The organism is Nitrospiria bacterium (assembly GCA_035498035.1).
GTDB lineage: Bacteria > Nitrospirota > Nitrospiria > JACQBZ01 > JACQBZ01 > JACQBZ01.
In genome coordinates this window covers 1-19,633 of sequence record DATKAN010000018.1, presented here as the reverse complement: position 1 = coordinate 19,633, position 19,633 = coordinate 1, and the positions used below count along the sequence as shown (strand labels likewise).

Genomic DNA, 19,633 nt, shown 5'->3' with positions numbered 1-19,633 from the left:
TAAGATAGTGTATAATACATACTCGGTGACCGCAAGATAAGACCCATGACCCTCTGAGAACCCCATGATCCGTGTCTGTGACCTGACAATGCGACTTCCCAGCGGCGGAAGGATGGTCACGATTCTGGACGGAATCGACCTCGAGATCCCCGAAAAACAATTCCTGGCGGTGGTGGGGCCCTCCGGAAGCGGGAAGTCGACACTGCTCGGATTACTGGCGGGGCTGGATCGGCCGACCACGGGCTCGATCCGGTTCGACGGAATTTCCCTGACGGAGCTGGGCGAGGATGAGCTGGCCCGGCTGCGGCGGGAGAAGATCGGGGTGGTCTTTCAGGCGTTTCATCTGATCCCCACGCTGACCGCCGTTGAAAACGTCAAGATCCCCCTCGAGCTTCGCGGCGATCCCGACGCCGACCGGGAAGCGCTCCGCATCCTGGAAGCGGTCGGCCTGACGGACCGGAAGGACCACTATCCCGTCCAGCTTTCGGGGGGCGAGCAGCAGCGGGTCGCGATCGCGCGGGCCTTCATCGGCCGACCCTCGCTTCTTCTGGCGGATGAACCCACCGGCAACCTGGACACGGCCAACGGGCAGCGGATCATCGAACTGCTCCTCCGTCTCCATCGCGACCGGGGGAGCACCTTCATCCTGGTCACGCACGATCCGACCCTGGCCGTCCACGCGGACCGCATCCTCACGTTGCGCGACGGCCGTATCGTCGACGACCGGAAACAGGCCCGTTCGTGAACCGCTTCGTTCTCAAAATGGCCTGGCGGGAGGCACGCAGCTCCTACCGGCATCTCCTTTTCTTTCTGTCCTCCATCGCGATCGGCGTCGGGTCCATCGTCGGGACCGGAAACCTCTCGGCCAATCTGGAGGCGATGACGCTTCACGAATCGCGCAACCTGATTGCGGCCGATCTGGAGGCCCGCCTGAATCGGCCGCTTTCGCCGAAGGAGGAGGCCTTCCTGCCGGAGCTCGCGCGCGAGGGCGTCGGGTTCATTCGCGTGACCGAGTTGCACGGCATGGCGATGACACAGGATTCCGCGTTAAGCCAGCTGGTCGAGCTCAAGGCGGTGGAGCCCGGCTATCCATTCTACGGCCGGCTCAGGATCGACCCGCCTCCATCCGATTCGACCCGCGATCCGTTTCTCGATCCGGACGCGGTCTGGGTCCAGGAGGCGCTCCTGATCCGTCTCCATCTTCAGGTCGGAGACGTCGTAAAACTGGGAGAGGCGCTCTTCACGATCCGCGGCGTGATCCGCCAGGAGCCGGATCGCGTGGCCGGGACATTCAGCCTGGGGCCGCGGGTTCTTCTCTCGCAACAGGGACTGCGCAGAACCGGCCTGATCCAGCCGGGAAGCCGTATAACCGACCGGTATCTTTTCAAGCTCCCGCCGTCGGAAACGCCGGAGGCCTTGAAAACCGAACTGTCCGGCCGTTGGTCTTCCGAATCGGTCCAGATCCATACCTACCGCGACGCCCAGCCGCGCTTGAAACGATTCCTGGAGAATTTCACGACCTATCTGGGCCTGGTCGGATTGATCACGTTGATCATCGGCGGCATCGGCGTGGCCGGCAACATCCATACCTTTCTCGCCGAGCGGATCGGAACGATCGCGATCCTGAAATGCCTGGGCTGTTCGTCCTCCTCGATCCTGACGATCTACCTTCTCCTGGCCCTTTTCCTGGGCGGGATCGGAAGCCTGATCGGAATTTTCCTGGGTATGGCCGTCTATTACGCCCTGCTTCCGTTTCTGGCCGGCTTTCTTCCCCCCGACTTCGTATTCCGTCCGATGCCGCTCGCGGCGGTCCGGGGACTGGCCATGGGCCTGCTGGTCACCCTCCTCTTCTCGCTCTGGCCGTTGCGGATGGTCCAACGCTGGACGCCGTCCCGCGTTTTTCGGCAGGAGGTCGAGGCCGAAGGGAAGGGCTTCCCCGATAGAAAGACCTGGTTGCTTGCGGGAATCATACTGCTCGGCTGCCTCGGCCTTTCGCTCTGGCAGGCCGGGTCATTCCGCTTGGGCGGATGGGCGGCCGCGGCGATCGGCGTGGCCGTCCCGCTCCTTCTGGCGGCCGCCTGGGCGACGCTCGGGGCGTTGAAACGGATCGGCCGACGCTTATCCATACTGCGCCGGTCGCTCATTTTGCGGTATGGAATCGGGAACCTCTTCCGTCCGGGACGCCAGATCGTCACCATCGTCCTGTCGATCGGAATCGGGGTGACCATCCTGCTCACGCTGGCTCAGGTCGAGCGAAACCTGATGTCGCAACTTCAACAAAATGTTCCCCGGGACGCCCCCGGCCTCTTCTTCATCGATCTTCAACCGGACCAGAAGCCGCCGTTTGAGGGCCTGATGAAGAAATGGGACTTGAAAAGACCGCTCCAACTCACCCCCTTGGTCCGGTCGCGGCTTCACGCCGTCGATGGTAAACCCGTCTCGGAAATGCAGACCGAAAACCGTCCCGACGGCTGGTATTTCACGCGGGAATACGTCCTGACGTTTCAGAGAGACCTCCCCGACCACAATATCCTTCAACGGGGGCAATGGTGGGGCGGGACTTCCGGAGCGGACGCCGCCGGTTCGATCCCGTCGATCTCGGTCGAGGCGGAGGCGGCGCGGCACCTCGGAATCGATCTCGGTTCCACCGTGACCTTCGACATCCAGGGCGTTTTGGTCACGGGCCGGATCGCGAGCATCCGGGAGGTGGACTGGGGAAGCATGACCACCAATTTTTTCTTCATCTTCGCCCCCGGGGCGCTGGATCGGGCCCCCCTCACCTATGTGGCGACCGCCTCGACGCGGCCGGAGGAAGATCTGGCGATACAGAACGCGGTCATCGGCGCGTTCCCGAATGTGACCGTGATCAACCTCCGTGAAGTATTGGATACGATCGCGGGGATCCTGAGGGAGATCATCCGGACCGTCCAATTCATGGCGGGCTTCGGGTTGCTGGTCGGCCTGATCGTGCTGTCGGGAGCGATCGCCGCGACCCGCGCGCGGCGGCGCACCGAGATGGTCCTTTTTAAAACGCTGGGCGCGACCCGGCCGACGCTGGCCGCCATGATGGCCGTGGAGTACGGACTGCTCGGTGTCGTCGCGGGGATCGTCGGAGGCCTCCTCTCCACGGGATTGTCATGGGGCATCGTCCATTACTTTTTGGAGCTTCCATGGCGCTTCTATCCCCTGACCTTTCTGATCGGGCTGGCCGCAACCGTGATCGTTACCATGACGGGCGGCTTCCTGACCACCCATCGCCTCCTGGGCCAGAAACCCCTGGCCGTCCTGCGATCGGATTGAGGAAACCAAAGCGCCTCGATACAATTCCCTTGCACAAGAATGCGAACCATTGGTATAAATAATAATAGATGATCGCTCAGGACACATTGATCGCCTATGTCCGGACCGCACTGCCCGATGCGGTGGTTTCGGTGACGGACCGGACCGGCACGATGGACCATTTCAGCCTCCGGGTCGTCTCCGACCATTTTAAAGGCAAGGGGCTTCTCGACCGCCATCGGCTGATCTATCAGGCCCTGGACGAACCCATGAAGGACGGGAGGATTCATGCCGTCGAGATCAAGGCGCTGACCCCCGATGAAACCAATTAAACAGGCAAAGGAGAATTGAATGCCGGTTCCAAACCAGGAAATCGAACAGAACATCAATGAAGAGATCAAGGAAAACCCGATCCTGATTTACGGAAAGGGCACCAAGGAAGCCCCCCGTTGCGGTTTCACTTTGGAGACCATCCGGTTCTTTGAAAAGTACGGCCATCCCTACACCGTGATCGACGTTTTGAACGACATGCCGAAGCGCGAAGTCCTGTCCAAGATGACCAACTGGCCCACGCTGCCGAAGGTTTTCATCGGCGGGGAATTCTACGGCGACACCGACATCTTGGATGAGATGGAACGGAAGGGAGAGGTCAAACCGCTGTTGGACCGGATCTTCCAGAAGAAATGACCGCCGGTTTCAGGCCCGGCTGACCCGATTCCGCCCGTCCCGCTTGCTCTGATAGAGGGCGTCGTCGGCCATCTTCACGAGGTGATCGACGATCTGGATCCGTGCGTCGGGAAAGGCCGCCACCCCGATGCTGATGGTCAGGCGAATCGTCTTTCCGTATTCGATCGGGAACAGGTGCTGCGCCACCTGCTCCCTCATCCGCTCGGCCTTGGCCAAGGCTCCCTGCATGTCGGTCTGCGGCAGAACCACCAAAAATTCCTCCCCACCGATCCGGGCGAGGATGTCCGGCTCGCGGAAGCTTTTTTGAAACAGCTCCGAGATCTGACGCAACACGCGGTCTCCCGCCTGATGACCGTAGCGATCGTTCACCTCCTTGAAATAATCCAGATCGATCTCCATGCAGGAGAGCGGGAGGCTGAAACGCACGCTTCGGGAGAATTCCGCCTTGAGCTCCTCCAAAACATGCCGGCGGTTGTACAGCCCCGTCAATTCGTCCCGGATCGCCATCTCCTCCAGACGATGGGTCGTCTCGACCAGGAAACGCCGGGTGCGCTCCAGAACCCCGGTCATTTCGTAGAAGGTTCCCGCCAGGTCCTCGATTTCATCCCCCGTGTGGATATCGATCTTTGGCAGGACATGGGGCGTCGCGGTCGTACGCCGTTCCATCGGAAGCGCCTGGATCCCCTGGATGATCCGGCGGGCCTGGGTCTGGAGAAGCGTGATCGGCCGGACGATCGTTCGGACCACCAGAATGGCCAGGACCACCAGGATGACCGACCCGATCCCGGCCGAAAAGGCGGTCCAACCCAACAGGGAACGCAAGGGCGCGTAGGTCTCCTCGGGATTCTGGCTGGTGAAGATGAACCAGCGCTGCCCGCCGAGGCTCTTGGGGCTGAGATCTTCGATTGTGAAGGTCACCGGGGCGAAGCCGTTGATCGCCTCCCGCCCGGGATAATGGACATCCATCTCCGTGGTGGTCCATCCGTCCCTTTCCCGAAAGATGGCCCGGGTGAATCCTTTCGAAAGAGTATGGTTCTTGATCTGGAAAATCGGGCAGAACAGGAGCGAACCGTCCGAGGAAGCCAGCATCGTGTGATCCGAATGCCCGATATGCACGTCGGTCACGGATCGGAACAAGCGATCCACGGTATGATTCATAATGAGAACGCCGGCGATTTTTCCGTCGCGGCGCACCGGGACCGCCACATTGAGCGTGTAGGCCGACAAGGCCGGATCCCAGGTGATGTCTCCGAGAAACAGCTTTCCCCTTCCTTCGTCGAATGCGGCCTCCCACTCGATCTCCTTTCGGTAGAGGTACCGGGTCGCCGCATCCCGCGGTGATGCGGCCACCAAGGCCCCTTCCCGATCCGTCAACACGAGCAGATGATACTGCGCCGGGTTACGCTGGCGAAAGTCCTCGAGCATTTCCACGGCCCGGCGGTCCATCCCTGCCGAATCCTTGGACGAGCGCCAGCGGGCGGCCGCGAATTCAACCCGCTCGCGAACCGTTTCCGGACCCAGTCCATTGTATTTTTGATCGGCCTCCCCGGCCGCCCGGACCAACGCATCGGATCGCGCCAGCTCGACCGCCCTGTCCATAAGGTCGTTGACGAGAAGGCTCAGTTTGTCACCCGTCTCGTGAGCCAGGACCTGAAAGGCCGATCCCATCGTTTTCCGGATGGCGTTGCGTTGAGAAAAATAACTGAGGGAGAATCCCAGGATCATGGGAAGGAGACCCACGATAATGGAGGCCAGAACGAGTTTTCGGACGAGATTCAAACTGACGGGGGGTTTTGCCACGTTCGCATCCTGATGATACAGGACTTCGTCAACGCGCTTCGGAGATCATTCAACGTTTTATATAGTTTAACATTTTTAACTGATTTGTCTATAGATTCCTTTCATCGAATGATGTTCCGGCGTCAATTTCCAGAACCCCTATTTCCGGTTCACTAAATAAAAAGGGCCGTGGGACGGTCCTTTTTTTTCAGGCTCCCCAATCGGGATAATAGAGAGAACCTTTAAAGTCACATTCCGGATGGCATAAGGTCAAGATCTTCAAGGTGTTCCCCAGAAAACCCATTTTATTCATGCAGGCAATCCTGTTTACATGTAATCACGTTTGTATTAAGATGTCACGCGGTTAAAAGAAAAATCAATGGTTATGCGTAATTCTGCTTACGATCGTTGCCATGTCCGCCCAACGAATCTCTATGCCGATCAAACATCAAACCTTACGACCTGTGCCCATAAGTTTGTATGGGGCTCCGAACTCGTTCGCGGACGCGGCGGCGGGCAGTGGTATGACTGGTCCAATCTCGCGGGACCCCACGCGCGCCAAATGCGCCTGCCGACGTGCAGCCGTAATGCTGGCGTTACTGGCGCTCGCCGCGTGGTGGCTCGCCTCGCTCCCCGCGCTTGCGCAGACGGAAACCCCGCGCCCCGCTGTCGAGGATGGGACGGAGGCCGCGAAAGAGGAGAAGGAATCTCCTTGGCTTCTGGTCCCCGTGTTCCAATCCAATCCGAAGCTCGGCCTTTCGCTCGGCGGGCTCGCAGGGTACATGCATTACTTCGACGAGAAATCGCGGGTCTCGCTGTTCGGCGTCATGGCTCAATACACGTCCACCGGCTCGATCGTGGGCGCGGCCTTCACCCGGAGCTCGTTCGACGAAGACCGTCAACGGCTGGTGGCGGGGGCCGCGTACGGTTACGTCAAGAACGATTACAAGGATTACCTCGGAACCGGAGTTCCGCTGCAGTCCAACGGCGAGCTTCACTCCTTCATCACCCGCTACCTCTACCGCGTCCAGGGTGACTGGTTCATCGGCGCGCAGGGAATCTTCCAGAACTTCAACATCTCCGGCAATACGACATTTGACCAACAGATGCTCGATATCCTGGGGATCAAGGGATACAAGTCGAGCGGGGTGGGCGTCAACGCCTATCATGATTCGCGCGACAACGAGAACATGCCCGCGCGGGGCTGGCTCCTCAACGCCAACAACATTGCCTACCGCGGAGGGTTGGGCAGCGAGCAGAATTTCGACGTCTATCGGCTCGACCTCAGAGGCTTCATCCCGCACGGCAATGGCAATGTGCTTGCCGCGCGTTCGTGGAATTGGTGGACCGTGGACGCGCCGGCGGCGGGGCAAGCGCCGGTCCTGCTTCGCGGCTACAAGATGGGCCAGTATCTCGGCAAGTACATGTCTTCGATCGAAGTCGAGGAGCGGCTGCGGCTCGGGCAAAGGTGGACGAGTACATTTTTCACCGGAGTGGCATGCCTGTACGGGGATGGAAAGGAATGTTCGGAGAGCACAAACCTCTATCCGATGGGGGGCGTCGGCATCCAATACGTCGTCAAGCAGAAAGAGGGCATCGTTTTAAACCTGGAATACGCCGTGGGGAAAAATTCGAATTATGGGGTTTATCTGAAGATGGGATACAGTTTCTGAAACTCGAAGCCGCGCCGCAAAACGCATGATGCTCCGGCGTCGATTTCCAGCAGCGCTATTTTCGATTTACTATTTACGCTTCACCCACTACCCCCTCTCACCGGCCGACAGTTGCCGCAAGTTTGTGATGTCTCTTAAAGGGGGTGCCCCAAATAATCGGTTGTATTCACGGCTGAACTGCGAAGGGCTTTCGTAGCCGACCTGGAACCCCGCGGTTGCCGCATCTTGGCGCTCCGTGAGCATCAACCGCCGCGCCTCGTTCAAACGCAACCATTTTTGGTACTGCAGCGGGCTCATGGCCGTCACCGCTCGGAAGTGATGGTGGAAGGTCGATGGACTCATATTGACTTGCGTGGAGAGGTCATCGATGCGCAACGGCTTTGTGAAGTTACCCTTCAACCAATTGATGGCCCGCGCGATTTGATGACTCTGACTTCCCCTCGACGCCATCTGGCGCAGACGCGCGCCTTGATCACCCACCAGTAAACGGTAAAAAATTTCACGCTGGATGATCGGCGAAAGAATCGGAATATCCTTGGGCTCGTCCAGCAAGCCAATCAACCGTTGAAAAGCGGTAAGCAGCGGCAGCGTGACCTTGCCGATGGCCATGGCCCGGCTCGACCTCTGCGTCTCGGCCCGAGGAAGGGTGCTGTCCACCATCAACTCCGCCAGTTTGCGCAGATCGAGTTTCAATACCATTCCAAGGTAGGGCTTCTCCGGACTGGCTTGCAGGATCTGAACTACCGTGGGCAGATTGATTGACGTGATTAGATAATGTTGCGCGTCATACACATAGGCATCATTTCCGAGGACCGCGCGCTTGGCCCCCTGAGCCGCCATGCATATGCAGGGATCGTACATTGCGCTCGTCGGTTCGCTCGGTTCTTCTCTGCGATAAAGCGACAAGCCGGGGACGGCGGTCTCCGTCCGGGGGTCGTTTTTACTGGAAAATCGGGCAATGCTCCTTCCTAACGCATCCAGCGCAGTCTCCATGCTGTTGTTTTCCATCAAGGGCTTGACCTCTTCTTTTTGCATCGATTTCTCCTTTTTTTGAGCTGCACCGATCCTACCAAACGACGCAGGGTTACACAACCATTTTTCCGGGCCCTCGGAGGATTAGGCAAGAAATGAGCAGGATTGGTCTACCTGCCATTGTTTTTATAGGAGTACGATATGGTCATCAATAAAGCGGTATAAGGAAAGGAGATAAGCCATGAAAGGTACTGTTCTGTATGGTCCGCATGACGTGCGTTTCGAGGAACGCGCTGACCCGAAAATCATCAAACCGACGGATGCCGTCATCAGAATATCGGCCACCTGTGTCTGCGGGTCCGACCTGTGGCCCTACCGCGGCATCAGTCCGGTCACTCAGCCGACCCCCTTCGGACACGAGTACTGCGGGATCGTCGAGGAGGTCGGCCGCGCGGTCACCAAGGTAAAACGCGGCCAGTTCGTCATCGGTTCGTTCTTCGCCTCCGACAACACCTGTCCCACCTGTCAGATCGGATACCAGTCGTCCTGCCAACACCGCGAATTGGTCGGCAGCGCGCAGGCACCATTTCTGCGCGTTCCGCTCGCGGACGGCACCCTGGTGGCCACCCCGGAGGTTCCCTCGGATGATCTGATCCCGAGCCTGCTGACGCTCTCCGACGTCATGGGCACCGGCTGGTTCGCCGCGGTCGCGGCCGACGTGAAGCCGGGCAAGACGGTCGCGGTCGTCGGTGACGGCGCGGTCGGCCTCCTCGGCGTGCTCTCCGCCAGGCAGATGGGCGCCGGGCGGATCATCGCGATGAGCCGTAATGAGTCGCGGCAGAAGCTCGCCCGCGAGTTCGGCGCGACCGATATCGTGACCGAGCGCGGCGACGAGGGTGTGGCCCGTATCAAGGATTTGACCAAAGGCCTCGGTTCCGACGCGGTGCTGGAGTGCGTCGGCACGCAGGAATCGATGATGCAGGCGATCCGCTCCACCCGTAAGGGCGGGCATGTCGGCTATGTCGGCGTCCCGCACGGGGTCGAGCTGAATGGCGAGGAGCTGTTCTTCGCCCACGTGCACCTCCACGGCGGCCCCGCGCCGGTGCGACGCTTCCTCCCCGAGCTGATCGACCTGGTGTGGAACGGGAGGATCAACCCCGGCAAGGTTTTCGACCTCACTTTGCCTCTCGACCAGGTGGCGGAGGGCTACCGCGCGATGGACGAGCGCCGCGCGATCAAGACGCTGCTGCGCCCGTAAATCAAGGAAGACCCACAAATGGCCACATGGTCGAAAGACGAACTGCGCAAGATCGCCGAGGGCGATGACCTGCACATCGCACCGTTCCGCGAGGACGGGGTGACGTACGGCACGCCGACCTGGATCTGGTCCGTCGCGGTCGGCGACGCCCTCTATGTGCGTGCGTACAACGGACAGAAGTCTCGTTGGTACCAGGCCGCGGTGCGGCAGAAAGCGGGGCGGATCACCGCCGCGGGCGTGACGAAGGAGGTCGCCTTCGAGCCGGTCGAAGGGGCGATCAACGACCGCGTCGACGACGCCTACCGGGCGAAGTACAAGGGCAGTTCGTACCTCAGCCCGATGATCGGCGCACGTGCCCGCTCCGCGACTGTGAAGATTATCCCGCGCAAGACCAATTCATGATACTGTCTCGAAGAGAATCTCGGCGCAATGGCCGTCGAGTTCACTCCAGATGAACTCCGGGAGATCAATTCACATTCGAACGACGGGAGTTGACTATGACCTATGACGTTCTCGACCTCGAACAAGACAGATCGAATGCCCGTGATGATTTTTCTTACCTTGAACGAAAGGAGCAGGCCATGAGAAATGAAGTCCTTGATGTGGAGCGCCGTAGGTTCATCGGCGCGTCACATGGTGCCGTTTCCGGCGCTGCCCTTGCAAGCGCTGGGTCTAATAGCATTTAATTCGGAGGTCGTTATGGGAAGTGTCACAGTATTAATTGGATCCGGATCAATCGGAGTCGCAATCGCACGCAGGGTGAGCGCCGGCAAACACATTCTCCTTGGTGATTTACGGCAAGAGAATGCGGGTTCAGCAGCTAAAGTCTTGAGTGACGGAGGCTTTGCAGTTTCGACTGCGACGGTCGATGTTTCCTCGCGCGAACAGGTTGAGAGTCTCGCTAAAAAGGCCGCAAGCCTCGGTGACGTGACGCACGTCATTCACGCAGCCGGAGTCTCACCCTCGCAAGCTCCAATCGCTGCGATTTTGAAAGTGGATCTGTATGGCACAGCCCTCGTGCTCGAAGTATTTGGAAACATCATCGCACGCGGAGGTTCGGGCGTTGTGATTGCATCGCAGTCCGGTCATCGCTTAGGCGCTCTCACCGATGAACAAAACAAGCTTCTCGCATTGACCCCTGCCGATCAGTTGTTGTCGCTTCCGATGCTGAAGCCCGATCAAGTGAAGGATACTTTGCACGCCTATCAACTCTCGAAACGCGGAAATGCTTTGCGGGTGATGGCCGAAGCCGTTAGATGGGGTAAGCGAGGTGCGCGGCTCAACACGATTAGTCCTGGTATCATTATCACCCCGCTCGCCAACGATGAGCTGATAGGTCCTCGCGGAGAAGGCTATCGCCGGATGATTGAACTTTGTCCCGTGGGGAGAGCTGGAACTTCTGATGAGGTTGCAAATGTCGCAGCCCTTCTCATGGGACCGGAAGGCACCTTCATTACAGGAAGTGACATTCTGATGGATGGCGGAGTCACCTCTTCGTACTTCTTCGGGGAGCTTGCTCGTTCTAAATGAGCAGCCAAGCGGCAGACAAGCAATGTAATTTGATGGAGTAGCAGCATGCGAATTGGCATTCTGGGTTCGGGGTTGATGGGCGGCAAGCTCGGAACGATCTTTGCGCGGGCCGGGAGGCCGCTTATGAATTGCGAAAGGATTTTCACTCGAAACAAGTGAGGAAACATGATGGTCCCCACCGCTCCCCCCATCCCGGAACAGAAATATGAGGTCACTCCATTGGAGCTGTTCTTCGACCTCGTGTTCGTGTTCGGGGTATCACAGCTCTCGCATCATCTCCTGACCCACCTATCATGGCGTGGCGCGGCCGAGACGCTGGTAATGCTGGTGGCCATCTTCGCGGTATGGTTTTCTACAAGCTGGTCGGCCACCATGATCCGGGCCGATCAATCCCGGACCCACGGGTTGGTCCTGACGGTGATGCTGGTGGGCCTGTTCATGAACGCCTCGGTGACCAAGGCCTTCACAACATCAAGCTGGGCGTTCGTCACTCCGCTTCTGCTGATTCAACTGGGGCGCCCCGTCTGGACGTTCGTCAATTCAACCGATGCGGTGTTCCGGGACCACTTCTTCCGGGTGCTTCTCTGGTTGATCGCCACGACCCCCTTGTGGATCGCGGGCGCGGCGGTGAACCCGCAACCCCGCGTGCTGTGGTGGGCGCTGGCCGCCGGGATCGATCAGATCGGACGGTGGCTGGCGCATCCCATCCCCGGCCGACGGCTGCGATCCGAACACATCGAGTTCGACGCGGATCATATGCTGGAACGCTGTCGCCTGTTCCTGCTCATTGCGCTCGGGGAAACGGTGTTTGCCACGGGAATGGCCATCGCCGAAGCTTCCATAACGGTGATGACCCTGGCCACGGGCACGTTCGCGCTCGCCGGAACTGTCGCCCTGTGGGCGCTGAGTTTCGGGCGTTCCCATCGGCTCATCCTTCGGCATTTGGAGAAGACGACCGACCCCGTTCGCGCCAGTCGCCACGCAATAAACGCGCTGATGGTCATGGTCGCGGGACTCATCGCCATGGCGGTCGCGAACGAAGAGGTGATCGCCCGCCCGCATGGACACACCTCGTACGCGTTGAGCCTCCTGCTGGGCGGGGGACCGATTCTCTTCCTGGCCGCCCAAGGGTGGTATCTGTGGGCGGTGCCTAAGGTTCGGTCGCAACTGCATCTGATCGACGGGGGCGCCCTGCTGCTTGTCGGCCTCGCCACGCTGGCGGTTCCGCCCTATGCCGCGTTGATTCTTGTCGGTGCGGGTGTCTCGACCCTCGCGACTCTTGCCCGATAGTTTTTCCGGATTTGAATCCGCTTCAGCCAAGGAATCATTTCGTTCAACAACTAAGAAAGGAGATGCCGATGACCAACCCAAGCGAGCAAAAAGCGACGGACGACTTAAAGGCGATCGCACCGGAATTTGCGAAACTGACACAAGACTTTCTTTTTGGCGATATCTGGAAACGTCCCGGACTCTCGCCGCGCGATAAAAGCTTAATTACGGTCACGTGCTTAGTGGCGCTGAATCGCATCGAGCAGGTCGATTTTCATCTTAAAAAGGCTTTCGAAAATGGCCTCACGAAGGAAGAACTCGTGGCCGCGATTACGCATATTGCGTTTTACGCCGGCTGGCCTGCAGCGGCCTCGGGCTTCGGGCACCTGAAAAATGTAATCGATCAGCAATAAATACCCACTGGCAAGCCGGTGGCATTTTCCAACCACAAGCCTTGCTCGACTCGCCTTCGGAGGGAGAACCGGGTCCGAGAACATTTTGTACACTCATCGGATGATGTTCCGGCGTCAATCTCCAGCAGCCTGATTGACGATCTACTATCTACGATTCACCGAATAAAAAGGGCCGGAGGAGAAATCCGTAAATCGTAAATGGTAAATGGGGAGAAATAAAAAGGGCCGTGGACCGGCCCTTTTTATTTCTGGCTCCCCGGGCAGGGATCGAACCTGCGACCTAGCGGTTAACAGCCGCTCGCTCCGCCAATTGAGCTACCGGGGAATAATAGTCTTCAGAAACTATCTGCCCTTACCTGTCTTTAGCAATCGTTCTCTTTTTATGGCCTCGCTTCTCGTTTGATATTGTTCGGTGTAAACGACGTCCCACGGGCCTTTAAATCGTTTGGTATACCGCGAAAGCTTGTTCTGTGGATCATTATGCTTCGACAACCGCCGCTCTAAATCCTCAGTTTGACCAAAATAAGTCCGCCCGCATGAACGACTGCGACTGATATAGACCCAGTACAATTTCAAGATGCTCGCTCCGCCATCCGCCTATGGCGAAGAGCTACCGGGGAATAGGTTGGGTTATTCGTTTATGAGAAAAATCCGGCTTAGTGTCGAATATTGTATTCGGATAACGACGGGAAGTCAAGGTTGGGCGTGCCGATGAAGGAATCCCCTGGCTACTTTGGAAATAGGTACTTAAGTCCGGCCGTTACGACTACCCCATTTACGGCGAGCGTATCTGTATTCGATAAGCCGCCACCTTTGATCGTCAGGTCGGCGTTTGTGAAAGCATAGCGCGCATCGATTACAAAGGCGAGCGCCGAAGAAACTTTCATGTTAGCTCCGACACCCAGATGGAAACCGACCGAATTATCCATCTCGACCTTGGAGATCCCCAACGAAGACTTGCCCTCTGAACTGGCGCTGGCCGAATTGATATAATACCCCACCCCCAATCCGAGATATGGATCGATGGTCGCGTCTTCTTCTACAGGATGAAATTGCAATGTGAGCAGAATGGGGGTCATTGTAACTTCGGCCACCTTAATATTCGTCTCCAGATTCATCGAAATCCAATCCACACTTAGCTCGGCGCCGAGGCGGCCTTGACGTATCCCGGCCATTACGCCGACGACGGTAGGGTTTTTAATGTCCGTACTGTTATCGAACACAGTGTCGCTCTGGTAGAAACCAGTCCCCAGCCGTACCCCCAAACTGGTCTCCGGCCCGATCAGCGCGTTGGCCGGAACCGCCGATCCAAATATTAAGACCGCCACAAGGCCGAATATTCCCTTCATGTCCGTTCTCCTTGATTAAGTCGGCGCCCCTACTTGCCTTCAATCAGCATCCGGTCGGGGTCTTCGAGACGGCCGATGACGCTGTTCAGGAACCGCGCGGCCTCGGCGCCGTGGATCACCCGGTGATCGAAGGTCAGCGAAAGCGGGAGGATCCGCCGAACGACCACCTGCCCGTTTCTCGCCACCGGCCGGTCCGTGATCTTGCCGAGGCCCAGGATCGCCACCTCCGGATAATTGATGATCGGCGTCCCGTAGTTCCCGCCGATCACGCCGAAATTCGTGATGGTCATCGTACTGCCCTTGAGCTCGGTGAGCTCGATCTTCCGCTGCGCCGCCTTCTCGCCCAGTTGATGCATCTGTTCGGCCAGTTCCAGTATGCTCTTCCGGTCGGCGTCCTGGATCACGTACACCATCAAGCCGTCGGGAGTGTCGATCGCGATCCCCATATGGAAATATTTTTTGAGAAGGATCACGTCCCGTGCGTCGTCCAGGCTGGCGTTCAGGTAGGGAAACTCCTTCAAGCCCGCGATCGTCGCCTTGATGATGAACGGAAGATAGGTCAGCTTGAAGCCCCGGGCCTCCGCCACCTTCCGTTCCTTTTGGCGCACCTCCTCCAGTTGCGTGACATCGGCGTCATCGAAGATCGAAACGGCCGCCACGCGCGAGGCCGACTCGGCCACATGCCGCGCGCTGGCCCGGCGGATGCCCCGCAGCGGGATTTCCTCCACCGGACCCGCCGCCGTCACGGCGGGCGCTTCCGCCGGAGCGGCCGCCGGTCCCACTGCCCGATCCAGATCCTCCATCGTGACCCGCCCGCCCGGTCCCGTCCCTTTGACGCGGGACAAATCGACCCCCAACTCTTTTGCCCGCGCGCGAACGGCCGGCATCGCCGGGGGGGTTGAAGGGGCGCTCCCGGGTCGTGGGACGGGGGGTTTCATTTCCGGCGCGGTACGCGTCTCTTCTTCCGGCGCCTCCTCCAGTTGGCCCACGACCGAGCCTTTGTCGCGCCGGGGGGAAGGTGCGGCGGCCGCGGGCTTTGCACCCGACTCGTCGATCACGGACAGGACCGTCCCGACCGGAATGATCTCGCCGGGTTTTCCCTGAAGCTTCAAGACCGTCCCGGCATAGGGCGTGGGAAGGGTCACCACGGCCTTGTCGGTTTCGATTTCCACGAGCGGCTGATGCTCCGCGACGGTGTCGCCTTCCTTGACCAGCCAGCGGATCAACTCGCCCTCGGCGATGCCTTCGCCCACATCCGGGAAACGAAACTCTTTGGGCATATTAAAATTCCATGACGTGATGAATGGCTTTGAGCACCCGCTCCTTGTTCGGAAGGTAGTCATTTTCCGTCTTGGGGAGCGGCACGACGGTGTCAAATCCGGTCACGCGGTCGATGGGAGCCTTGAGATGGTCCAGCGCCCGTTCCGCGATCACGGCCGCGACCTCGCCCCCCAGTCCCCCGGTTCGCGGGGCCTCGTGGACCACCACGACCCGTCCCGTTTTTCGCACGGAGGCCAGGATCGCCTCGGTATCCATCGGAGACAGGGTCCTGAGATCGAGGACCTCGGCCGAGATCCCCTCCGTCGCCGCGTCCTCGGCGGCCGCGAGCGTCGTATGAACCATCGCACCCCAGCAGACCAGGGTCAGATCCCCCCCATCCCGGACCCTCCGGGCCTGTCCCAACGGAATGGCGTAATCTTCCTCCGGAACCTCTTCCTTGATGGCCCGATAGATCTTGGCCGGCTCCAGAAAGATGACGGGATCGGGATCGCGGATCGCCGAGATCAAAAGGCCCTTGGCTTCCGAGGGGCTTGCGGGCACGACGACCTTCAACCCGGGCGTGTGGACCAACATCGCCTCGGTGCTTTCGGAATGGTGCTCCGGGGCATGGATCCCGGCCCCGTAGGGGGTTCGGACCACCATCGGGCAGTGATAGCGACCGCGGGACCGGGTCCGGATCCGGGAGGCATGGGATATCAATTGCTCCATGGCGCCGTACAGAAAGCCCATGAACTGAACCTCGGCCACCGGGACGAGGCCGTAGGCGGCCATTCCGATCGACATCCCGACGATTCCCGATTCGGACAACGGGGTGTCGACCACGCGTTCCTCCCCGAACCGATCCAGAAGGCCTTCCGTCACGCGGAACACGCCCCCGTCGCGGGCGATGTCCTCGCCCAGGAGCACCACGGACGGGTTGCGCTCCATCTCCTGAAGGAGTCCTTGATTCACCGCCTGAACGATATTGAGACGCGCCACCTAACGTTGGCCTTCTTTTGATTCGCGATCCTTGATAAAATTCAGGAGCCCGTCCATCTGCTCTTTCAGCGGCGGGGTCGTTTCATAATAGGTATACCGGAACATATCGGACGGGTCTTGAGGAAGCTGCTCCTCGAATTCCCGAACCGCCTCGGCGACACGGCGTTCGGACTCGGTCCGGACCTGCTCTCCGTAAGAGGACGTCCAGAGGGTTTGCCTCTCCATAAATTTCCGCAGACGCTCGATCGGGTCCTTCCCGAGCCAGGGTTTGACCATTTCCTCCGTCCGGTAGCGCGAGGCGTCGTCCGCCGTCGTGTGGTCGCCCATCCGATAGGTCAGGCATTCGATGAAGGTGGGCCCGCCCCCGGACCGCGCCCGATCCACCGCCTCCTTCGCGGATTTATAAACGGCAAAAATATCGTTGCCGTCCACCTGAATCCCCTCAAACCCGTAGGCGATCGCCTTCTGGGCCAGCGTCGGGGTTGCGGTCTGACGCAGAACCGGAACCGAGATGGCCCATTGGTTGTTCTGGCAGATGAAAACCGCCGGCAGGCGAAAGACGCCAGCCATGTTCATCGCCTCGTGAAAATCGCCCTTGGAGGTTGCGCCGTCCCCGAAGTAGACCGCGACGACCACCGGGTCCTTGCGGTAGCGCGCGGCCCAGGCCGCGCCGACGGCGTGAGGGAGATGGGTGCCGACCGGAATCGAGGTCGGAAAATAATGCTGATGGATCGGGACCGCGCTCCCGCGCTCGTCGCCGGACCAGTACTGAAACAGCATCCGCATCGGGATTCCCCGGACGATGGCGACGCCCATCTCGCGGAAGGCCGGAAAGACCCAGTCGGCCGGACCGAGGGCGTAGGCGCTCCCCACCTGGGTCGCCTCCTGGCCCCGCACCGGCGCGTAGGTCCCGAGGCGGCCCTCGCGCTGGAGGGCCAGGGCCTTCTCATCGAAGACGCGGGACAGGATCATCCATTCGTAGAGAGATTGAATTTCCTTGGGGCTTAATGAGGGCAGGAGTGCGCTGTCGGATTGTCCTTCTTCATCCAGGATCTGAAGCCACTCCACGTTGAACTGCTGGATCCGCTTCCGGGGCATCTCGACCGGCTCCAATTGAATGACGGAGGAAACAATTCCCGTTTATTATAACACATCCCGTTTTCAACTCAAGAGCCTTGTGTGTTATAATTAAAAAAGATTGTTCTTGAATTTTCCCATCGGTGAGGGCGCAAATGGCCCGCGGTTCACGCAGTCATACCGTTCTTCCGTTCCGCCCGGCGGTGATCGTCAGCGCCGTCCGCACGCCGATCGGACTGCTGAACGGCGCGCTCGGCTCCCTTTCGGCCCCGCGACTCGGAAGCCTCGTCATCGCCGAGGCGCTCCGTCGAATCTCGTTGAACCCCGATTCCGTCGAACGCGTCATCCTGGGCAACGTCCTCTCGGCCGGCGTCGGTCAGGCGCCCGCCCGCCAGGCGGCCCTGGGCGCCGGGCTTCCGGAGGCGGTCGGCTGTCTCACGATCAACAAGGTCTGCGGTTCCGGGCTCAAGGCTGTCATGCTGGCCGCCCAGGCGATCGCCTGCGGCGAGGCCGAGGTAATCGTGGCGGGCGGGATGGAAAGCATGAGCCACGCTCCCTACCTGCTCCCCAAGGCCCGGCGTGGATACCGATCCGGTCATGACGTCCTGATCGACAGCATGATCCATGACGGCCTCTGGGATGTCTATAACGACTTTCACATGGGCGAAGGGGCCGAGTTGTGCGCCCGGAAATTCCGGATCACCCGACGGCAACAGGACGACTTCGCGGTCGCGAGCTACACCAAGGCCCTGGAGGCCAGGAACAAAGGCCGCTTTCGGCCCGAAATCCTTCCCGTCGATGTCCCTCAAAGCCGCGGCTTTTCCCACCGCGTCGAGGCGGACGAGGATCTCGACCGGGCCGATTTCAAGAAGCTTCGCGCGCTACCGCCCGCGTTCCAGGATGACGGCACGGTCACGGCCGGGAACGCCTCCTCCCTGAGCGACGGCGCGGCGGCCGTCGTCGTGATGTCGGCGCGAAAGGCCCGGCAATTGAATCTCAAACCGCTCGCGACAATCGTCGGATCGGCGGAGGCCTCCACCGCGCCCGAATGGTTTTCGATCGCGCCGGTTAAGGCGATCCGGACCTTGCTCGACCGGACCCGGATCCCGATCCGTCGGGTCGACCTCTTCGAAATCCACGAGGCCTTTGCGGCCACGGCGCTGGCCGTGATCCGGAACCTGAAGCTTCCCGAGGAAAAGGTGAACCTCCGCGGGGGCGCGATCGCACTGGGCCACCCCATCGGGGCCAGCGGCGCGCGCATCCTCACGACGCTGCTCTATTTGATGAACGACCTGGACAGGCGCCGCGGCATCGCCTCGCTGTGCATCGGCGGCGGCGAGGCCGTCGCGATGATGGTCGAGCGATGAGGCCCGGCGGTTTGAAATTTAAAAACCTCTCCAACCTGGAAATCGACCCGCTTTACACGGCCGGGTCCGTCCGTCGCTCCCGTAAGGACCGGAGCGGCCCGACCGATCCGGGCCTCCCGGGAAAATTTCCATACACTCGCGGAATTCATCCGACGATGTACCGCCGAAGGCTCTGGACGATGCGCCAGTTCTCCGGGTTCGGGACGGCGGAGGACACGAACCAGCGGTACCACTACCTGCTCGGCCAGGGGACGACGGGGCTCTCCGTGGCCTTCGACATGCCGACGCTGATGGGGTACGACTCGGACCATCCCAGATCCAAGGGGGAAGTGGGCCGCTGCGGGGTCGCGATCGACAGCCTGGAGGACATGAAGACCCTGTTCCGGGGAATTCCGCTCGACCGGGCGAGCACTTCGATGACGATCAACGGCCCGGCCGTCGTCCTGCTCGCGATGTACGCCGTCGTCGGGGATGGACAGGGCGTCTCCCGAAAAAAGTTGCGCGGCACGCTTCAGAACGACATCCTGAAAGAATACATCGCCCAGAAAGAATGGATCTGTCCGCCGACGCCGTCACTAAAACTGATCAACGACACGATCCGTTTCTGCGCCGAGGAGCTCCCCCAGTTTCACCCGATCAGCATCAGCGGCTACCATATCCGAGAGGCCGGCTCGACCGCCGTTCAGGAATTGGCCTTCACGCTGTACGACGGGCTGACGTA

19 protein-coding genes and 1 tRNA gene are annotated in these 19,633 nt (G+C 59.9%); 12 read left to right on the top strand and 8 right to left on the bottom strand.

What is annotated here, in order from left to right:
* Positions 1-64: 64 nt before the first annotated feature.
* The 4 genes from VMN77_03100 (at position 65) to VMN77_03085 (ending at position 3,966) form a co-directional block, all read left to right on the top strand.
* Positions 65-745, top strand: coding sequence for an ABC transporter ATP-binding protein (locus tag VMN77_03100; GenBank protein ID HTN42765.1), 681 nt, complete (start codon positions 65-67; stop codon positions 743-745).
* Positions 742-3,300, top strand: a complete 2,559-nt coding sequence (locus tag VMN77_03095; GenBank protein HTN42764.1) for an FtsX-like permease family protein — start codon at positions 742-744, stop codon at positions 3,298-3,300. Before VMN77_03100 ends, VMN77_03095 begins: the two co-directional genes overlap by 4 nt.
* 68 nt (positions 3,301-3,368) lie before the next feature.
* Entirely contained in the window at positions 3,369-3,611 is a 243-nt protein-coding gene (locus tag VMN77_03090; GenBank protein ID HTN42763.1) for a BolA family protein, read from the top strand.
* A 19-nt stretch (positions 3,612-3,630) separates the two neighbouring features.
* On the top strand, positions 3,631-3,966 hold the full coding sequence (locus tag VMN77_03085; GenBank protein ID HTN42762.1) for a glutaredoxin domain-containing protein: 336 nt from the start codon (positions 3,631-3,633) through the stop codon (positions 3,964-3,966).
* A 9-nt stretch (positions 3,967-3,975) separates the two neighbouring features.
* Here VMN77_03085 and VMN77_03080 read toward each other — a convergent pair whose 3' ends face one another.
* Entirely contained in the window at positions 3,976-5,766 is a 1,791-nt protein-coding gene (locus VMN77_03080; protein ID HTN42761.1) for a diguanylate cyclase, read from the bottom strand.
* A gap of 503 nt (positions 5,767-6,269) precedes the next feature.
* On the opposite strand from VMN77_03080, the gene VMN77_03075 reads away from it, so the two are divergent.
* Positions 6,270-7,418, top strand: a complete 1,149-nt coding sequence (locus tag VMN77_03075; GenBank protein HTN42760.1) for a hypothetical protein — start codon at positions 6,270-6,272, stop codon at positions 7,416-7,418.
* Between the two features lie 87 nt (positions 7,419-7,505).
* Here the strand turns inward: VMN77_03075 and VMN77_03070 are convergent, their stop codons facing one another.
* Complete coding sequence (locus VMN77_03070) at positions 7,506-8,453, bottom strand: AraC family transcriptional regulator (GenBank protein HTN42759.1); 948 nt, start codon at positions 8,451-8,453, stop codon at positions 7,506-7,508.
* A 178-nt stretch (positions 8,454-8,631) separates the two neighbouring features.
* On the opposite strand from VMN77_03070, the gene VMN77_03065 reads away from it, so the two are divergent.
* From VMN77_03065 to VMN77_03045, 5 genes are all read left to right on the top strand, one after another.
* Positions 8,632-9,648 carry a zinc-dependent alcohol dehydrogenase family protein gene (locus tag VMN77_03065; protein HTN42758.1) on the top strand — a complete coding sequence of 339 codons (1,017 nt, stop codon included), beginning with the start codon at positions 8,632-8,634 and terminating at the stop codon, positions 9,646-9,648.
* 18 nt (positions 9,649-9,666) lie between these two features.
* Entirely contained in the window at positions 9,667-10,050 is a 384-nt protein-coding gene (locus VMN77_03060; protein HTN42757.1) for a DUF2255 family protein, read from the top strand.
* Positions 10,051-10,347: 297 nt separating this feature from the next.
* Complete coding sequence (locus VMN77_03055) at positions 10,348-11,178, top strand: SDR family oxidoreductase (GenBank protein HTN42756.1); 831 nt, start codon at positions 10,348-10,350, stop codon at positions 11,176-11,178.
* A gap of 165 nt (positions 11,179-11,343) precedes the next feature.
* Positions 11,344-12,468: a low temperature requirement protein A gene (locus VMN77_03050; GenBank protein ID HTN42755.1), complete on the top strand. Its 1,125-nt coding sequence runs from the start codon at positions 11,344-11,346 to the stop codon at positions 12,466-12,468.
* Positions 12,469-12,536: 68 nt separating this feature from the next.
* Complete coding sequence (locus VMN77_03045) at positions 12,537-12,860, top strand: carboxymuconolactone decarboxylase family protein (GenBank protein ID HTN42754.1); 324 nt, start codon at positions 12,537-12,539, stop codon at positions 12,858-12,860.
* Positions 12,861-13,109: 249 nt separating this feature from the next.
* On the opposite strand, the gene VMN77_03040 is transcribed toward VMN77_03045, so the two are convergent.
* From VMN77_03040 to pdhA, 6 genes are all read right to left on the bottom strand, one after another.
* A tRNA-Asn gene (locus VMN77_03040) sits at positions 13,110-13,185 on the bottom strand.
* A gap of 17 nt (positions 13,186-13,202) precedes the next feature.
* Positions 13,203-13,430 carry a GIY-YIG nuclease family protein gene (locus VMN77_03035; GenBank protein ID HTN42753.1) on the bottom strand — a complete coding sequence of 76 codons (228 nt, stop codon included), beginning with the start codon at positions 13,428-13,430 and terminating at the stop codon, positions 13,203-13,205.
* Between the two features lie 158 nt (positions 13,431-13,588).
* The gene (locus VMN77_03030; protein ID HTN42752.1) at positions 13,589-14,209 is read right to left on the bottom strand and encodes an OmpW family outer membrane protein; all 621 of its coding nucleotides are present in this window, start codon (positions 14,207-14,209) and stop codon (positions 13,589-13,591) included.
* A gap of 29 nt (positions 14,210-14,238) precedes the next feature.
* Complete coding sequence (locus tag VMN77_03025; protein ID HTN42751.1) at positions 14,239-15,489, bottom strand: dihydrolipoamide acetyltransferase family protein; 1,251 nt, start codon at positions 15,487-15,489, stop codon at positions 14,239-14,241.
* Between the two features lies 1 nt (position 15,490).
* Complete coding sequence (locus VMN77_03020) at positions 15,491-16,468, bottom strand: alpha-ketoacid dehydrogenase subunit beta (GenBank protein HTN42750.1); 978 nt, start codon at positions 16,466-16,468, stop codon at positions 15,491-15,493.
* Positions 16,469-17,566, bottom strand: coding sequence for a pyruvate dehydrogenase (acetyl-transferring) E1 component subunit alpha (gene pdhA / locus VMN77_03015; GenBank protein ID HTN42749.1), 1,098 nt, complete (start codon positions 17,564-17,566; stop codon positions 16,469-16,471).
* A 134-nt stretch (positions 17,567-17,700) separates the two neighbouring features.
* Here pdhA and VMN77_03010 point away from each other — a divergent pair, with 134 nt between their 5' ends.
* The gene (locus VMN77_03010) at positions 17,701-18,912 is read left to right on the top strand and encodes a thiolase family protein (GenBank protein ID HTN42748.1); all 1,212 of its coding nucleotides are present in this window, start codon (positions 17,701-17,703) and stop codon (positions 18,910-18,912) included.
* Positions 18,909-19,633: methylmalonyl-CoA mutase family protein (locus VMN77_03005; GenBank protein HTN42747.1), on the top strand; the 725-nt coding region annotated here is incomplete at its 3' end. The genes VMN77_03010 and VMN77_03005, both read left to right, overlap by 4 nt.